The 15750-nt window shown below is 67.5% G+C and carries 18 protein-coding genes and 1 pseudogene; 3 read left to right on the top strand and 16 right to left on the bottom strand.

What is annotated here, in order from left to right:
* Positions 1-1156, top strand: a 1156-nt coding sequence (locus Q1N79_RS04130; protein WP_300604600.1) for a tetratricopeptide repeat protein, incomplete at its 5' end; no start/stop codon positions are given.
* Between the two features lie 18 nt (positions 1157-1174).
* Here the strand turns inward: Q1N79_RS04130 and Q1N79_RS04125 are convergent.
* From Q1N79_RS04125 to Q1N79_RS04065, 13 genes are all read right to left on the bottom strand, one after another.
* The gene (locus Q1N79_RS04125) at positions 1175-1783 is read right to left on the bottom strand and encodes a metallophosphoesterase (protein ID WP_300604597.1); all 609 of its coding nucleotides are present in this window, start codon (positions 1781-1783) and stop codon (positions 1175-1177) included.
* Positions 1780-2589, bottom strand: a complete 810-nt coding sequence (locus Q1N79_RS04120; RefSeq protein WP_300604594.1) for a nucleotidyltransferase domain-containing protein — start codon at positions 2587-2589, stop codon at positions 1780-1782. Before Q1N79_RS04120 ends, Q1N79_RS04125 begins: the two co-directional genes overlap by 4 nt.
* 571 nt (positions 2590-3160) lie before the next feature.
* Positions 3161-3682: a hypothetical protein gene (locus tag Q1N79_RS04115; protein ID WP_300604591.1), complete on the bottom strand. Its 522-nt coding sequence runs from the start codon at positions 3680-3682 to the stop codon at positions 3161-3163.
* 16 nt (positions 3683-3698) lie between these two features.
* Positions 3699-3866, bottom strand: a complete 168-nt coding sequence (locus Q1N79_RS04110; protein WP_300604588.1) for a hypothetical protein — start codon at positions 3864-3866, stop codon at positions 3699-3701.
* Positions 3867-4122: 256 nt separating this feature from the next.
* Positions 4123-4353, bottom strand: a complete 231-nt coding sequence (locus Q1N79_RS04105; RefSeq protein ID WP_300604586.1) for a hypothetical protein — start codon at positions 4351-4353, stop codon at positions 4123-4125.
* Positions 4354-4367: 14 nt separating this feature from the next.
* Positions 4368-4823, bottom strand: coding sequence for a hypothetical protein (locus tag Q1N79_RS04100; RefSeq protein WP_300604583.1), 456 nt, complete (start codon positions 4821-4823; stop codon positions 4368-4370).
* A gap of 240 nt (positions 4824-5063) precedes the next feature.
* A complete protein-coding gene (locus Q1N79_RS04095) occupies positions 5064-5345 on the bottom strand; it encodes a hypothetical protein (RefSeq protein ID WP_300604580.1) in 282 nt (93 codons plus the stop codon).
* 119 nt (positions 5346-5464) lie between these two features.
* A complete protein-coding gene (locus Q1N79_RS04090) occupies positions 5465-6310 on the bottom strand; it encodes a hypothetical protein (protein ID WP_300604577.1) in 846 nt (281 codons plus the stop codon).
* On the bottom strand, positions 6307-6726 hold the full coding sequence (locus Q1N79_RS04085) for a hypothetical protein (RefSeq protein WP_300604574.1): 420 nt from the start codon (positions 6724-6726) through the stop codon (positions 6307-6309). The genes Q1N79_RS04090 and Q1N79_RS04085 overlap by 4 nt, the downstream gene beginning before the upstream one ends.
* Before the next feature lie 378 nt (positions 6727-7104).
* On the bottom strand, positions 7105-7308 hold the full coding sequence (locus Q1N79_RS04080; protein WP_300604571.1) for a hypothetical protein: 204 nt from the start codon (positions 7306-7308) through the stop codon (positions 7105-7107).
* Positions 7309-7397: 89 nt separating this feature from the next.
* Positions 7398-8318 carry a hypothetical protein gene (locus Q1N79_RS04075; RefSeq protein WP_300604569.1) on the bottom strand — a complete coding sequence of 307 codons (921 nt, stop codon included), beginning with the start codon at positions 8316-8318 and terminating at the stop codon, positions 7398-7400.
* 183 nt (positions 8319-8501) lie between these two features.
* Positions 8502-8645 (bottom strand): hypothetical protein, encoded by a 144-nt coding sequence (locus Q1N79_RS04070; protein WP_300604566.1) that lies wholly within the window; start codon positions 8643-8645, stop codon positions 8502-8504.
* Between the two features lie 63 nt (positions 8646-8708).
* The gene (locus tag Q1N79_RS04065; RefSeq protein WP_300604564.1) at positions 8709-10493 is read right to left on the bottom strand and encodes a tyrosine-type recombinase/integrase; all 1785 of its coding nucleotides are present in this window, start codon (positions 10491-10493) and stop codon (positions 8709-8711) included.
* A 131-nt stretch (positions 10494-10624) separates the two neighbouring features.
* Here Q1N79_RS04065 and Q1N79_RS04060 point away from each other — a divergent pair, with 131 nt between their 5' ends.
* Positions 10625-11710, top strand: a complete 1086-nt coding sequence (locus tag Q1N79_RS04060) for an IS630 family transposase (protein WP_300604561.1) — start codon at positions 10625-10627, stop codon at positions 11708-11710.
* Here Q1N79_RS04060 and Q1N79_RS04055 read toward each other — a convergent pair.
* From Q1N79_RS04055 to Q1N79_RS04045, 3 genes and pseudogenes are all read right to left on the bottom strand, one after another.
* Entirely contained in the window at positions 11693-11845 is a 153-nt protein-coding gene (locus Q1N79_RS04055) for a hypothetical protein (RefSeq protein ID WP_300604558.1), read from the bottom strand. The two genes, Q1N79_RS04060 and Q1N79_RS04055, sit on opposite strands and share 18 nt — an antisense overlap.
* Positions 11842-12891 carry a tyrosine-type recombinase/integrase gene (locus tag Q1N79_RS04050; RefSeq protein ID WP_300604555.1) on the bottom strand — a complete coding sequence of 350 codons (1050 nt, stop codon included), beginning with the start codon at positions 12889-12891 and terminating at the stop codon, positions 11842-11844. Before Q1N79_RS04050 ends, Q1N79_RS04055 begins: the two co-directional genes overlap by 4 nt.
* Before the next feature lie 106 nt (positions 12892-12997).
* Positions 12998-13882 (bottom strand): annotated as a pseudogene (locus Q1N79_RS04045) (IS630 family transposase); the annotation flags it as partial.
* Positions 13883-14302: 420 nt separating this feature from the next.
* Here Q1N79_RS04045 and Q1N79_RS04040 point away from each other — a divergent pair.
* Positions 14303-15750: glutamine--tRNA ligase/YqeY domain fusion protein (locus Q1N79_RS04040; RefSeq protein ID WP_300604552.1), on the top strand; the 1448-nt coding region annotated here is incomplete at its 3' end.

Here is a 15750-nt window from a genome sequence, read left to right as displayed (position 1 = left end):
CACTGAGGAGGAACTCTTCACGGGCCTGCTCGAACTCGGCCGGCCCGAGCAGCCGATGCGGGACGTTTGGGTGGCCTTCCTCGACCATCCCGCGCCAGCCGAGCAGATCGTGAATCTCCGGAAGCAGATGTCCCGACACCACTCGATCATGTACGAATCCATTGCCGACATCCGTGAGCTTAAGGAGAAGCTGACCGAACGCCTTGAGGCATGGGAGACGGCGGAAGGATCTAAGGTTGCCAGGCACATCGATCTGCTGCCGTCGTCCGGGAGAGATGTCCTGCGGGCGGCGAGCCTCCGCCTACAGGGCGAGAAGCTTGTTGACCTTGGTCAGGCCGAAGCGGGACGGATGGCGCTCAAGGAAGCCGCCGTCCTAGGCGGTCCGGTCGAGCAGTTGGCGTATGCCAGGTTCCTGGCCCGTCAGGGCGACCTTGAGGACGCGTACGCTTCGACGCAGCTAGCTATCGACTACTTTGCCACTGGAACCTCGTACCTGTACTCACCAATCGCAGCCGAGGCTTTCGCTGCTCAGGCGGGGGTCCTGCGTCGGCAGGGACGTGACGTCGATGCCATCGGTCGGCTCGAGCAAGCGCTGACGCTCCTCGACGAGCGCGACGCCTATGGGCAGAGGGTCCGCTGCCGGATCCTCGACGACCTAGGACTAGCGCACCAGAAGATTGGCGATCTCGCATCGGCCCGGCGCAACTTCGAGGCAGCCCTCAAGTCCAGACGCGGCTCCCGGCAGAGCATGGAGGTGTGCCAGTCCCTGGTCAACCTGGCCAGGCTTGAGGTCAGCTCGGGCGACCTGGAGACCGCAGCCGCTTATGCGGGCGAGGTGCTCGCGACTCTGCGCGGAACTCCCCCGACAGCACTGCATGCCAATGCCGAGGTGCTGGCCGCACAGGTGCGTCTCCGGCAGGGGCTGCCGGACGAGGGCGTGCCGTACGCGGAGCGTGCTCTATCCCTGAACCGACAGATCGCGAGCAGACGTGGTGAGGCCATCTCCTTGCTCTTGCTTGCCCAGTGCTGCCGTGCGGCGGGCAGGGAGAGCGAGGCGGCAGAGCATGCGCGCGCCTGTCTGGACGTAAACACAGCGATGGGGAACGAGGAGGGTGCACGGCGGGCGCAGTGGTTGCTCGATCAGCTGACGGTATGACCGAGCCGAACGCCCGGGTCAGCGGAGCACCATGGTGCCCTCGGCGTCGACTTGGACGTAGTCGAGGCCCGGCCAAAGCAGGGCCGTAAGACGCCCGGACTCGGCCCCACACCCTGTGTCCAGCTGGGCCGAGTAGCGTCTGATCCGCGGCAATTCGCCGATTGGGAGGTGGGAACTGATTCGGAACTTGGGGGTCGACGCCGCAGGAGGGATGTGCTGTGCGATCAGGTCGTCTGACTCGTACGTCTGTGGCATGCGCCGGATCGCGTCCAGGTGCTGGCTCGGGAACTTGACCCGGAAGTCCTTGAGGACATCCGGGCCCACTTTCGCTCCAACGTATGACCGAATCGTCATCGCTCCGCCCATCTTGAGGAAAGCAGCCAGGTCGCCGGTGTCTAGCGCATCGAGCAGTGCTGCCTCGTGGTTCCCCCTGAGAAGAGTCGCCCATCCGGCTTGTGAATACGAAACGAGCTCCTGCATCACCTCCGCAGACTGGCGGCCCTTGTTGATGTAGTCGCCCAGGAAGACCGCGTGAGGTATACCACGCGTGGCGAGGACGTAGCAAAGCCGTTGAAGGGCGCTCAGGTTCCCGTGAACATCGCCCACGAACGCGATTTCGGTACTCACAGCAAGATCTTCTCCACTTCGGCGTAGTCGGAGCCCTCCACAGTGACGCCCAGGGCCATGACCGCCATCGAAAGGACGTCGCTGGGTTGTTCCCACTCATTAACAACAGTGGCCTCAAGAGAGCCGTGTTCGCTGGGAGGGAAGTCGCCGATGATCCCGCGCAGCCCGGATAGGCATTCCTCGAAGTCGGCACAAGTCGCTTCACCTGGCTGGCTCGAGGCCAGGAGACGAGCGAGGTTCGGGTCGCCATGCCGGACGGCTAGCTCGCGCACGGAGAAGCAGGGATCACCGTCCGCGATGGCCTGAGCGTATAGACAGCTCCGTAGCAGGTAGCGGGCCTGGCGCAGGAGGCCGGGAAGGTACTTGGGCAAGTCCCGCTCCAGGCTCGTGAAGAGTTCGGACATCCTGTGAGCGCGCGCAAGGAGGCGGTCAGTGTCGACCTCGCCCATGTTCTCTACAGCGCGGCTCAGGTGGCCATGGTTGTCCCAGACGATCTTGGCGTCGCGCTTGAGATGAGCCCCAAACAGGGTACCGACACCGGTCGAGAGTTGATCGCGCGTGTAGTAGCTGATGTTCACGTCACCGGAGTGAGTGCTGGGGCGGGGAGCGTTAACCAGACCCAGCAGGTCTAGGTCCGAGCCGGGTACCGCGTCCCCGCGGGCCTGGCTCCCGTAGACCAGCAAGCCCTCGATCTCCGCGGGCAGTTCCGGCAAACCCTCCAGGACGTTTGGCGCAATACCCATGCCCAGCAGAACCCTGACCACGTCGTCACGGATCACGTTCCTCTCCAAGCGGCTGGGGTCCACGCGCCCTCCCAGCCGATGGACGAAGATCAGGTGTCGCAGACGAGCGTGATAGAAGGCGCGCTCCTCTGGCCCTGCGGCTAGATTCTCTCAGAGGCCGTCAAGTCGTACGTCCAGTGCAACACCGACGCGCCGGAGCCAGAACGATCAAATCCGTTGCAAGTGCCGGCTGGAGACGCCCGGAATGCCCCGATAGGGTATGCAGCTCACCGTGGGTGGGGAAGCCAGCCAAGGTCCAGACAGCTGTCGTCGCGGCTGCGACCCGCGGCTTCATGCATTCGTGCCTACCGCGTCGATTGCACAGCGCAATCGGCGACTCGCTGGCAGACGCGCGAAGAGCCGCCGATCTGCACGGCAGTCGGTGCATGCCACGACCCGCCCGCGGTTCGTGCAGAGCTGGACGATCTGGGCACGCTCAAAGTCGAGCCGGACGCCCTGGCCTGTCCGGCTGACGCGGGCGGGCGTGCCGGTGCGTCGTGGCGGGTTATCCCTTGCGGGCTACGCCTCCGAGGAAACTGTGGTTCACCTCTTCTGGCTGGCGGATGGCTCCTCAGCGGAGATCCGCTCGGAGCGCTTAGCGCCACGTCCTGTGGGCCTCGAAGTCGGCCTCGCGCCTGGCGAGGATCTCTTCCCAGTCGTCTTTCACGGGAGTGACCCCGTACTCGGCGATGCAGGCCCGGATGACGCTTTCCAGGGAGATGCGGCCGGTAGGGTGATGCGCCTTGTAGGAGAGCACGGCATCGGGCGCGAGCTGGGTGCGCCCGAGGTGGGCATGCGGGCCGCCGACCCTGCTGGTCGGGTGCCAGTGGTACGACCAGACCAGCTCGCCGCTGGCTGTCTGGAGTTCGTACATGTAGCCGCGGGTACTGACGCGCCAGGGGCCGCGCTCGGGCTCGTGCTCTGTACGGACGATCTCATACTGCATCCTGACCTTGAACAGCAGCACCGGCCTGCACTTTAGGGTGATCGGCTGGTCGTCGTTCAGCGTTAATGCGTGGATCTTCCCGACCATGGCACGGCCGTTCGGGGACAGGTTGATCTTGGCCTTTGCTATGCAGGCAACGGTGTCCCCGATCGGCTCCAGGAACGCGGACACCGCTTCCCCCGGCGTCCTACCGGGCAAAGGGGATCAGCATCGCGACCCGGGTGACTGCGGGGTCGTCGGCGTCGTCGTAGCCCCCCGTGTCCCACTTGGCGAGGAATTGGTCAGCAGACAGGCCGAGCTCCTCGCGGGCAGCGCGGTCGAGCATCGCCCGGCCCTGCTCGCGAGTGGCTTCCACTACCTCAGCCTCTTGGTCAGACTTGATATCCGGCATCGGGGTACCCCCTTCCCCGGGCCAATCACGCTCCGTCACGCTCAGTATGCCCGCTGTACCGCTGATTTTCCTAGCATCAGGGAACTCCCCTTGCGGGGGGAAGTCCATGGCGAAGATGTAACAAATTCCTATAATCAGGACTTCCCTGAAATTCGCAACCGTACACCTCTAATGGAACACGTTCTCTAGTTATTGGGTACGCCTGCCGCATCCGTAGCGTTCAGGGCGGATTCGGAGCGCCCTCGGCCGAGCTCACCGGCCCGGCGTCGAACAGGTGCCACTCACTGTACACGTCGCCCAGCGCGCCCCAGCGAAGCCGCACGCGCCACTCCCCGCTCAGGTCGCGCCGCCAGGCCCCGACCCTGCACAGGCACCACGTGCCGTCGAGAAAGCGAACCATCGCCTCGCCGGGGGTTTGCCCGGCCGCGAGGGGCAGGAAAAACGCGGTCACCGGAGACCCGGAAGCTAGCCCGAAGGGGCAGCAGCCTGCTGTCCGGCGATGCCGTAGATCGCATCCTCCAGCTGGTGCTTGCGTTCGAGCAGGCACAGGTGGCTCGCCCCGGTTCCGTGCCGCGTCCGCCTGCCGCCCGGGTCGCCGGGCTGGTCGGGCCAGCCGTCTTCCTCCTGGCGGACGCGCTCGGTGAGGACGCCGAGGGCGAAGTCCCGCGCCGGGTTCACACCGGCCTTCGCGATGAGCGCGGTCATGTAGTTCCGGACCGGAAGCAGGTATGGTTCGAGTTCCGACTGCGCGGAGGACGCCGCCGCCCAGACCACCTCGGCCGTCTTGGCGAGCAGGTAACCGAGCGGCTGCCCAGCGCCCGGGAAGCCTTCGGTGAGCGTGTACGGCGGATGCCCGGACATGGCTGCCGTGCGGGCGTAGGCCACGCCGGCCTCCATCGAGACTTCGGGAATCTGCTTCACGCCCGGCCCCGGCGGTCACCTCGCTGCGCAGCACGGACACCACGGTCCTGCGCCACGTGTGCGTGAACCAGCCGCTCACGGTCTTCCGCTGCCGCCATATCCACGCGACCACGCCGCCTAGGATGCCGGCCGCCAAGATCCAGTCCGCGATCGCCTGCCAGTCCTCCGCCGTCACCAGACGATCCCGTTTCGCTGCGTTGCGTTCATGGCTGCCCATCGTGCCGCATTGAGGCGTTCGGGCTAAGGATGTTCCCCCGGACACACCCACCAGCCGCCCCGGTCACCGTAGCGCCGGATCGCCATCACGAACTCGCCGTCCGCCGACGGGTTCCCGGGCAGCGGCCCGCGCACCCGGACTCGGAACTGCTTCGTCTCCGCGGGCGTACCGACCAGTGCGTGATACTCCCTGGTCGTCCAGTCCTCGAGTACCTGCAGGACCCGCCACTCCAGGCCGAGCCGAGCGTGCCGGATGGCGACCGGCGTCAGGCGCGGGCCGAGGTCGACGATGGCCAGGGCTTCCACACAACCAGTGGAACAGGTGCTCTATTTGTTTGCACTGCCGTTACCTGCTCTGCTGCGGCGGGTCCTCGTATCAGCAGGCTCCCCGGCGAGCGGAACGGTCAGCTTGTTAACGCCGGCTTCTATTCCAACTCGATCTCCCTGTCGGGCACGTGCTCGAGAGAACGGAACGCTCTTTGGGAGGTAAGCGGTCGAGGCGCCGCGTCGTCGTGTTCGTTAGCCATTCGGTAGGCGTGCTGGACGGCTCGCAGCCGGTTGGCCACTCGAGCCTCGTGGGCGGCGATCGCCTGGCGGTTCCGTCGGCCGTAGGAGCCCTCGGGCAGGTTCTGGCCGGACCGCTCGACCTCGCGGACATGGGCTTCGCGCTCGTCGGCGTGCGGGGCTATAGCGAACAAGGCGCTGTTCGCGGTGGTGGCGTCCATGATGAGGACGACCGTCTGAGTCTCGGGATCCTGGCGGGCCAGGGCGAGTATCCGGGGGCCATCGGTCTCGGGCCAGGCCTGCTCGGGGAAGGCGCGGCCGTGTCTGGCCCGTTCGTGGAATTCGGCGAGCATCGCGTCGGCTCGGTCGAGCTGGTCGCAGGCGGCGGCGAAGTTCTCGCCGATCGGGCCGAGCTCGGTGCCGCGGTTGTTGCAGTATCTCAGGAGCCTGGCGGCTTCGGGTTGATCCAGGTGGGTGCCGGAGCGTGCGTGGCGGCGCAGCTGGGCTTTGAGCTCCTGGCCTACAGCTCCAGTCTGGACGAAGCGGACCAGGCCGCGCGCGAAGTCTTGTTCTTGCGGGCGGGCGGCCAGCCAGATGGCCAGCCGCCGGGCGGTGAGGTGGTCGACGATGGTGCCGCGGCTGTCGGCAGCGGCGAAGCCGTCGTCGATCAGGCGCTCGTAAAGGGGCAGGTCCGGTAGGGGACCGCACTCGGGCGGACGATAGCCGGGTCCCTGTACAGGTCCTACGCCGTTGCCGGTCGTGCTCATGAGCTATGCGGCATTTCCGCTGGATGCGAGCGCGCAGGCTGGCTGCGGTTTGCCAAGGGATGGCCCTCACCGGTCAGGGCGGCCAGTGCGGTTGCTATCTCGGGGAGGCCAGCCCGGATGTAGGTTGCCATGGCCTTTCCTCCTCGGCCGTGGTCCTCGTGGCCGGCGTAGGCCTGGGCAGTCGCGAAGCCGAAGTTGCGCTCGACCCAGGTCAAGGTCGTGTGCCGGATCCAGTGCGTGCTGACCTGTTGCGTTGCGACCCACGGGAGGTGGCGTCCCAGGCGCTGCCAGAGGTAGTCGTAGCGCCGGGAGGTGATCGGCCTGCCGTTTGTGTACCGCAGCACGCGGCGGCCTGGGGCGAGGCCGCCTCGGCTTTCCGCGTGGGCGAGCAGATGCGACATCAAGGTGGGTGACACGGGCTGCCACCGCACCGTCTCGCCTTTCTCGTGCAACCAGCGGGCCTGAACTACCACTCACACCTGACCTGCTCGAAGTCGCGGCGGCATCGCAGACAGCAATCTCGGCGTCTGCATTGATTTCCGAAAGGCACGCCACGTACTTCGGCTTTGATCCGGAGCCATACACACGGAAGAGCCGTCAGCGTCGAATGATGCTAGACACCCTGATGCGAGAGCAGGCCGTGCGACAGGCGGCGAATCCGGCGCCCCTGATCGATGCCAAGCCCTAAGCTGACTGCGTCCCCTCAAGGTGCAGGGCGCGATGTTCGCCCGGATGGCTGCCTGCTCGTCCGGAAATCCTCTCCCGCCGTGCGTCGACTGTGACTATGCACCCTGTCAGGTGACGACATAGGGAGCGACGTTGCCAGAGCAAGGAACGTAACGGTTCTCGGCTCGCATTTCCAGCGCATGCCCGCCGACGTGCGCCGACACCCTGTGCTCACTGGTCAGCTCGACAGTGCTTGGCTGCTGCCCGTGGCCGTACTCGCGGGACTCGATCTTGTCACGGATGATGCGGGCGAGCTTGACGTACTGGGACAAGTAACGGGCGAGTGCGCACTCAGACCGCCCAAGAGCAGGTCTCAGGGAGCCATTCTGGGAGCGCGGTTCTCGCGACTATGGTTCGCAAACTAACCCAGGCTGGCGCCTCTCGACTTGCTCGCCTCGGAGATGACCTCGTCGAGGTTGTCGCCAAGCCGGTACCAGAACTGGCACCTTCGAACCTCGACAGCCTTCACGCCGGGCCCCACCGTAATCGTCGCCGGTCCCTTGACGAGGCCGTTATTCACGATGTCATTCGTGTTCGTGGACCTTAGCAAAGCAAAGTACCCGCGCTCAGATGCAGGCCCAGCTGTCCGGTACACGCCCGGCATGATGTCAAGCCCGACGACGAACAGCCCATCACCACCGAACCCAGTAGGCATGTCAGCTGCTGGCTCCCTGACAGCGGTACTGCTGTTTTCATGGTCCCGGTTCGCCTTGCGCGTCGCAAGATCGCGGTTCGCTTGTGATTCGTTCTGTGCCCGAAGCTCAGCTCGATATTTTTGCCACTGCACCGGGTCGTCCGCAAGCTCTCTTTTAGCCAGTGCCCGCTCGGCTGGTGGGAGACTAGCATCAGCAGCACGCAAATAAGCGGGGCGATCTGCTGCGGCTGCCCTCGGCGCCGTGGTCACGGGCGGCACAGACTTGGAAGGTGTCGGCTCATGGGCCGCTACGCGCTTAGCCGCACGTGCTTCGTAGACAGCCTTTGCATCGGCGGACCTGATCTCCCCGTACGCCTCAAGCTCCAACTCGGCGGTTTTGAGCAGGCGCTCCTCCGGTGTCATTCGCCTCCAGGCCCGTCGTGGTGACATTGCCGCTAGCTTGGCGGCGCGCTTGGCCGCTTTGGCCTTCTCGGCTTCGGCCTGAGCTGCGGCCCGCCGAGCCGCCGCTGCTCTCTCGGCAGCGATCTTTCGGGCCTGCGCGGCTGCACGCTCCTCTTCTCGCTGCTTTGCCAGCGCAGCTGCCCGTGCGGCTTGAGCAGCGGCCCGGTTCCATTCCATCTCAGCCATTCGGCGGGTCGCGGAGGAGTTCGCACAAGTGACCGCGGCGGTCAACGTCCTGTGGTTGTGCTCGCATTGATAGACTTGGCCCTTTGGGCCGACTAGCCTCCCGTGATAACTCATGCTGATGTCCCAATTCCCGCCCCAATGTGATTCCGAGGTGCGCGCAGTGTCGCCCTGTCTAGTGCCGCATCAGGCTACGTTTGCCTTGTCGACGATGCGGCGGAGTCGTTCGTCGTAGGCGTGGTTGTTGCGCCAGATGATGTACCGGCGGATCATGCTGGCCTGCTCGGCGTGGCTGGCGTGGTCGGTGCCGTCGAGCGCGAAGTAGCGCAACGCCGTGAACTGCGCCTCTATTAACCGGCCCTGTGGGATATAGGCCGCTATGTCCGGTTCAGGTTACCGGGTGAGCCGCTTGAGGTGGCCCTGGATGCTGGCGATGACGCGTGCGTGCCGGGCGACCTCAGCGTGCCAGCCGCGTGCGGTGGCGTCGTCGCGGAGCGCGGTGACGTCGGCTAGCTGGGCTTGGAGCTGCGGGATGAACTCGGGGGCGGTGACGTAGTTGTCGCATTGCTCGCAGATGTTGGCGTAGGGGCAGGCGTCGGCGGCCAGCTGGCGGGAGCAGTAGCCGTGCGCGACCCGGGTCTTGAGCATCTCGGCGCGCAGCCATTCGATCCGGCCGGGGATGATGGGCTGCCCGGCCGGGGCGATGGCAAGCGTCAGCCGGGACCGGGCCTTGCTCATCGCCTCTTCGTAGGCGGTGCGGACAGCCGGGGCGGCCAGCGCGGCGTATCGCAGGGTCATCTCGGTGGTGACGTGGCCGAGCAGGGCCATCAGCGCCTGCAATGACATGCCCGAGTTGATCAGGCTTGTGGCATATGTGTGTCTGAGCTGGTGCGGCGTGACGTGCATGGTCTGCCCGTCGCGGCCGCGCAGTCCGGCGGCGGCCGCGGCGTCATCGAGCCCGCGTCGCAGCCGGAAGGCGGTCAGGCGGCGGCCCCGCTCGGTGAACAGGAAATCGGCGGGACGGTTCAGCCGGGGATGCGGCAGCGCCCGCTGCGGGCCGCGGCGGGTCATCCATTCATCCAGGGCGGCCAGGGCGGGCTCATCCAGCGGCACGGTCCGCTCGGTGGCGAGCTTGCCGAGGGGGACCTTCAGCCAGCTGCCGTGGCTGGCGGAGTCCCAGATGCAGTCCAGCTCGAGGTCGAGCAGCTCGCCTAGGCGGATGCCGGTGCCGCGCAGCACGGTCAGCCCGGTGCGGGCGAACGGGTCGGCCAGCTCGCTGATGGCCGACATCAGGTCCCGGTCGGCGTCTGGTGGCAGGGCGCGGGGCAGTGGCCGGTCCAGCCGGGGGATGTCAGTGGGGAACAGCAGCCGCCGCGGCGGCCGCTCGGCCCAGCCCCACAAGGCCAGGTCATCGAGGAAGCAGCGCAGGTCGATGACGGTCCGCTTGCTGACCACCGCGGAGACGGGCTGGTCGCGGGCGACCCGGCCCCGCCAGGGCCGCTTGTGGTTCCAGCCCAGGAACCCCTCGATGTGCTCGCGGTTCAGCTGGGTCAGGCTGCGGACGTCCGGGTGGGCGGCGGCCAGGTACCCGGAGAACACGATCAGGCTGTCGGCGCGCAGGCCGACGGTGTTAGGCCGCAGCGTGGCCGCCACCGTGGTCAGGTAGCGCAACGCAGCCGCGCGGATGCCGGGCTGGCTGATCGCCTGCACCCGCTGGGCGATGCTCGCCTGGCCGGGCCTGGCCTGCCGCGGCGGATGCTGGCAGAACCGCAGCTCATAGCAGGCCTGGTGCAGGCTGAAGACGCGAGCGGAGTTATGCATCCAGGCATCACGGCCAGCCGTGGGTGCCCCGGCCAGGGCCTGGGCGAAGGCCGCGAAATCGCCGTCGCCCAGCTCGGCGAGGGTCTTGCCCGCGGTCAGGCAGATCAGGGCCAAGGCGCCGCGGGCCACATCGCGGGTCCAGTTCGCGCTCCACCCGAACCGCTGCGCCACCCCGGTGATCTGCTGCACGTCGCCGGGATGCCGGGCGGCCCACTGCAAGTAAAGGTCACCGGGAGTCTTGGCCAGCAGCAGATCAAGGTCGGGCGTGAGGTGGCCCTCGACGAAACACCAGGTCAGGAACGGCCACGCGCCGGTGCGCTTCAGGTCGGCCAGCCGCGCCGGGGTCGGCCGCCTCATCCACGCCGACAGCTGCGGATAAGCCGCTAGTGTCCCGGTCTTGAGTCATCTCGTCACCACTTGAGTCGTGTTTCGTTTCAGATCGCTCGTGCGGTGGTGACAGAGCCGCCGTCGTGCGTTGTGCTGGGAAGATGCCAGATCCTAGGTTGGCGCCGCTGGTGTTGTCGGAGGACGAGCGGCACACATTAGAAGGCTGGGCCAAGCGCCGCAGTACCGCGCAGGGCCTGGCTTTGCGGGCGCGGGTTGTGCTGGCCTGCGCGCAAGGCGGCAGCAATGTGGCGGTGGCCGCGCAGCTCGGCGTCAACCGCGGCACGGTGACCATGTGGCGGGCGCGTTTCCTGGCCCGGCGGCTGGACGGGCTGGCCGATGAACCGCGTCCGGGGGTGCCGCGTACCATCACCGACGCCCAGGTGGAGGAGGTGGTGATCCGGACCCTGGAAGAGGTCCCGGAGGGCGCCACGCACTGGTCCAAGCGGGAGCTGGCCAAGCGGGTGGGGATCTCGCCGACATCCGTGCACCGGATCTGGCGGGCGTTCGGGCTGCAGCCCTGGCGCACGGAGGCCTTTAAGATCTCCCCGGACCCGCTGCTGATCGACAAGATCCGCGATGTCGTGGGGTTGTATCTCGCGCCGCCGGCCAACGCGGCGGTGTTCGCGGTAGACGAGAAACCGCAGATCCAAGCGCTGGAACGGACCGCGCCGGTGCTGCCGATGATGCCCGGGACACCCGAGCGGCGCAGCTTCGACTACGTCCGGCACGGCACCATCGACCTGTTCGCCGCGCTGAATACCGCCACCGGCAAGGTGATCGGCCAGCTGTCTGCCCAGCACCGGGCCGTGGACTTCCGGGACTTCCTCGATGAGATCGACCGGCAAACCGAGTCCGGCCTGGCCATCCACGTGATCTGCGACAACCTGTCCACGCACAAGGCACCCGTGGTTCACCGGTGGCTGCTGGCCCATCCCCGCGTCCAGCTGCACTTCACGCCCACGTACTCGTCCTGGATCAGCCAGGTCGAACGGTGGTTCGCCGAATTGCAGCGACGCTGCCTGGACCGCGGCGTGTTCTGCTCCCTCGACGAGCTCACCACCGCCCTGGAAGACTGGATCAAGGTCTGGAACGCCACCGCCCGGCCCTTCAAGTGGACCAAGACCGCCGACCAGATCATCGACCGCATCTGCCGCTACTGCTCACGCATCTCAGGACCGGGACACTAGCAGCCGCCCGGCGGCATTGCGCCGCAGGCGCCGGCCGTCCGGGCCGATCGGCAGCGCAGCGACCGCGTCGGCGTAAGCAATCAGCAGGTCCGGCGCCCCCTGGCGGCGCAGCGTGACGGCAGCCGGGGCGCTCACCGGGCCGCCGCCCGGGCCCGGGCATACTCAGCGGCCAGCGTCCCCGGGGACAGATGCACATAGGCGGCCGTGGTCTCCGGGTTGGCGTGGCCCATCAGCTCCCGCAGCGCCAGCAGGTCAATGCCAGCCGAGGCGAGCTCGGTCCCATAGGTATGCCTGAGCCGGTGCGGCCGGACCCGCAGCGCTCCCGAGGCCAGCCGGTGGGTGCGGAAAATCCGCCGCAGCCCAGCCTCGGTCATCGGCTGCCCGGCCGTCGGGCCGCGCAGCACCACGAAGCACTCCGCCGTCCGGCACGACGCGGGCCGTTCCTCGCGCAGGTAGGCGGCCAGCTCGGCGAAGAACGCCCCGTCCACCGGGACGACGCGTTCCCTGCCGCCCTTGCCGGTCACCCGCACCCGGCGCAGCCCCATGTCCACATCGGCCAGCCGCAGCGACCGGACCTCCGCAGCCCGCAGCCCGCCCAGCAGCATCATCAGCGTGATCGCCCGGTCGCGGAAGGTCCGCAGATCCGCTGTGAACGCCGCGACGTCCTCCGGTTCCAGCGCCTCGGGCAGCCGCTGCGGCTGACGCACCAGCCGCCCGCCGCTGCGCGGCCGGCCCGGGCCGATATGCCCCAGCAGGCCGCGACGGCCAGGCCGCAGGCCGGTCGACCGCCGTGCCGCCGGCACCGGGTTCTCCGCCCGCGCCCCCGTCATCACCACGAACTCGAACAGGCCGCGCACCGCCGCGATCCGCCGGTTCATCGTGGCCGGCGCCGCCCCGCGGCCGGCGCCAAGCCGGACCACCGCCTGACCCGCCGTGCTCGCCGGACGCTGCTGCCAGTCCAGGTAGTCGAACAAGTCCGTCGCCACCACGCCGGCCAGCCGGGCGTTCCGCCCGGCCAGGAACCGCAGGAAGTTCAGCAGATCATAGGCATAAGCCCGGACCGTGGCCGGTGAGAACGCCCGCGACCCCAGATGCGCCAGGAACCGGTTGACCAGCTCACCGTCCGCGCCGCACCCCTCGACCCGGTGACCATCACTGACCAGCACCACACGCTGTCCCATCGACCCTCCCCTGGGACACCTGACCTCAGTGTGACGCCGCCAGTCCCCAGCTGCGGGGACGTCAGGCAGCCCGGGCGTGTCGCCGGGCCGAGGGCCGGTTAACGGGGACCTGGCTGATCCAGGATGAGTAGGTCGGGGTGAAGTGCAGCTGGACGCGGGGATGGGCCAGCAGCCACTTCTGCACGGCGGGCGCCTTGTGGGCGGACAGGTTGTCGCAGATCACGTGGACGGCCAGGTGGGGCTCGACCTGGCGGTCGATCTCATCCAGGAAGTCGCGGAAGTCCACCGCCCGGTGCTGGGCGGACAGCTTTCCGATGACCTTGCCGGTGGCGGTGTTCAGCGCGGCGAACAGGTCGATGGTGCCGTGCCGGACGTAGTCGTGGCTGCGGCGCTCGGGCACGCCGGGGATCATCGGCAGTACCGGGGCGGTCCGTTGCAGGGCCTGGATCTGCGGCTTCTCGTCCACGGCGAAGACCACGGCGTTCGCCGGCGGCGCCAGGTACAGGCCGGCGACGTCGCGGATCTTGTCAACCAGCAGCGGATCGGGGGAGATCTTGAAGTCCTCGGTGCGGTGCGGCTGCAGCCCGAAGGACCGCCAGATCCGGTGCACGCTGGCCGGCGAGATCCCTACCCGGCGGGCCAGCTCCCGCTTGGACCAGTGCGTGGCGCCCTCCGGGACCTCCTCCAACGTCCGCACCACCACTTCCTCTACCTGGGCGTCGGTGATGGTGCGCGGCACGCCGGGGCGGGGCTCGTCGCCCAGCCCGTCCAGCCGGCGGGCCAGGAACCGGGCCCGCCACTTGTTCACGGTGCCGCGGTTGACCCGCAGCCGCGCGGCGACGGCCGTGTTGCTGCGGCCCTCGGCGCAGGCCAGCACGATCCGCGCCCGCAGCGCCAGCCCCTGGGCGGTCTTCTGCCGCCTGGCCCAGTTCTCCAGCGTCCGCCGCTCGCCGTCCGACAGCACCAGCGGCTCCAGCCTCGTGTCACCCATGCCACCAGCAGACCCCAGGTCACCAGCCACGTCACCATCCGAGCCTGAACATGAAACCAAACAAGACTCACGTGGTGACGAGAGAACTCAAGACCGGGACACTAGCTGAGCGTAGTCAGCTTCTCGCTGAGTATTAAGCGTCGGCCATATATTTCCTGTTGACGCCAGGTGCGCCTGCGCGGATGTCCCATCTCGCCCACGCGGTGCGGGAGCTTTGTCTTCATCTGCCAGATGCCGTGGGGTGGTCAAGCTGGACCGCAGGCAGAGCGAGGCGAGGTCCGAGGAATTCATCAAAGCGTGGGAAGCCGCTCGCCTGCCGGATGATGCCGCCGGCTTCCGGGTTTGCGGTGAGGTTGTCACCTAAGCGTGAGTGCACCGACTGCGCCAGACATGGCCACGTACTGCACTACTGTAATCGAGATGACGAGCAACAGCGGCGTGAGCGCCCGCACTCCAGCCTCTCCTGAACGACGTGATTTCATCCGCGAGATCGTCGCCGCCGACGTGCGCGAGGGCAGAGTCTCGGAGGTCGTGACGCGCTTCCCGCCCGAGCCGAACGGATACCTCCACCTCGGCCACCCCAAGGCGATCGCGCTCAACTTCGGGATCGCCCACGAGCTGGGCGGCCGCTGCCACTTGCGCTTCGACGACACCAACCCGATCGGGGAAGAGCAGGAGTACATCGACTCGATTCAGGAAGACATCCGCTGGCTCGGCTTCGACTGGGGCGAGCATCTCTACTTCGCCTCCGACTACTTCCACCAGCTCTACGACTGGGCCGTACACCTGATCAAGGTCGGCAGGGCCTACGTCGATGACCTCTCCGCCGACAAGATCCGGGAGCACCGCGGCACCCTCACAGAGCCGGGCAAGAACAGCCCCTGGCGCGACCGTTCGATCGATGAGAACCTCAACCTGTTCGAGCGCATGCGCGCGGGGGAGTTTCCGGACGGCGCCAGAGTGCTTAGGGCAAAGATCGACATGGCCTCGCCCAACATCAACATGCGCGACCCGGTGCTCTATCGGATCCTGCACGCAACCCACCCGCGGACTGGCGACGAGTGGTGCATCTATCCGCTGTACGACTTCGCCCACGGCCAGTCGGACGCAATCGAGGGCATCACCCACTCGCTCTGTACGCTCGAGTTCGAGGATCACCGACCGCTCTACGACTGGCTGATCGAGAACCTGCCGGTGCCTTCGCGCCCGCGCCAGTACGAGTTCGCCCGCCTCAACCTCACGTACACCGTGCTCTCGAAGCGGTTCCTAGGGCGGCTTGTGAGCGAGGGCCTCGTGCGAGGCTGGGACGATCCGCGCATGCCCACCCTCGCGGCCCTGCGCCGGCGCGGCTTCCCGTCCGAGGGTCTGCGCAACTTCCTCGACTTGGTCGGGCTGGGAGGCAGGGGCGCGAGCGCCGCCGAAATCGAGATGCTTGAGCACGAGGTCAGGGACGTGCTGAACCGGAGGGCGCTGCGACGCTTCGCGGTCCTGCGCCCGCTCAGGCTCGTGATCGAGAACTACCCAGAGGGGCAGGTCGAGGAGGTGGAGGCCGTCAACAACCCGGAGGATCCCTCGGCCGGGACACGCAAGGTGCCCTTCGCGCGCGAGCTCTGGATCGAACGCGACGACTTCATGGAGGACCCGCCAAGCAAGTTCTTCCGCCTTGCCCCCGGCCGCGAAGTGCGTTTGCGCTGCGCCTACTTCGTGACCTGCACCGACGTGGTCAAGGACGCGAGCGGCGAGATCGTCGAGCTCCGCTGCGCGTACGATCCGGAGACGCGCGGCGGCGACGCCCCCGACGGGCGCCGGCCGAAGGCGACGCTGCACTGGCTCTCGTCGGAGCACGCCGTGCCCGCCCAAGTGCGTAT

This window comes from Trebonia sp., from assembly GCF_030042015.1.
Taxonomy (GTDB): domain Bacteria; phylum Actinomycetota; class Actinomycetes; order Streptosporangiales; family Streptosporangiaceae; genus Trebonia.
This window is presented reverse-complemented; position numbering and strand designations above follow the sequence as displayed.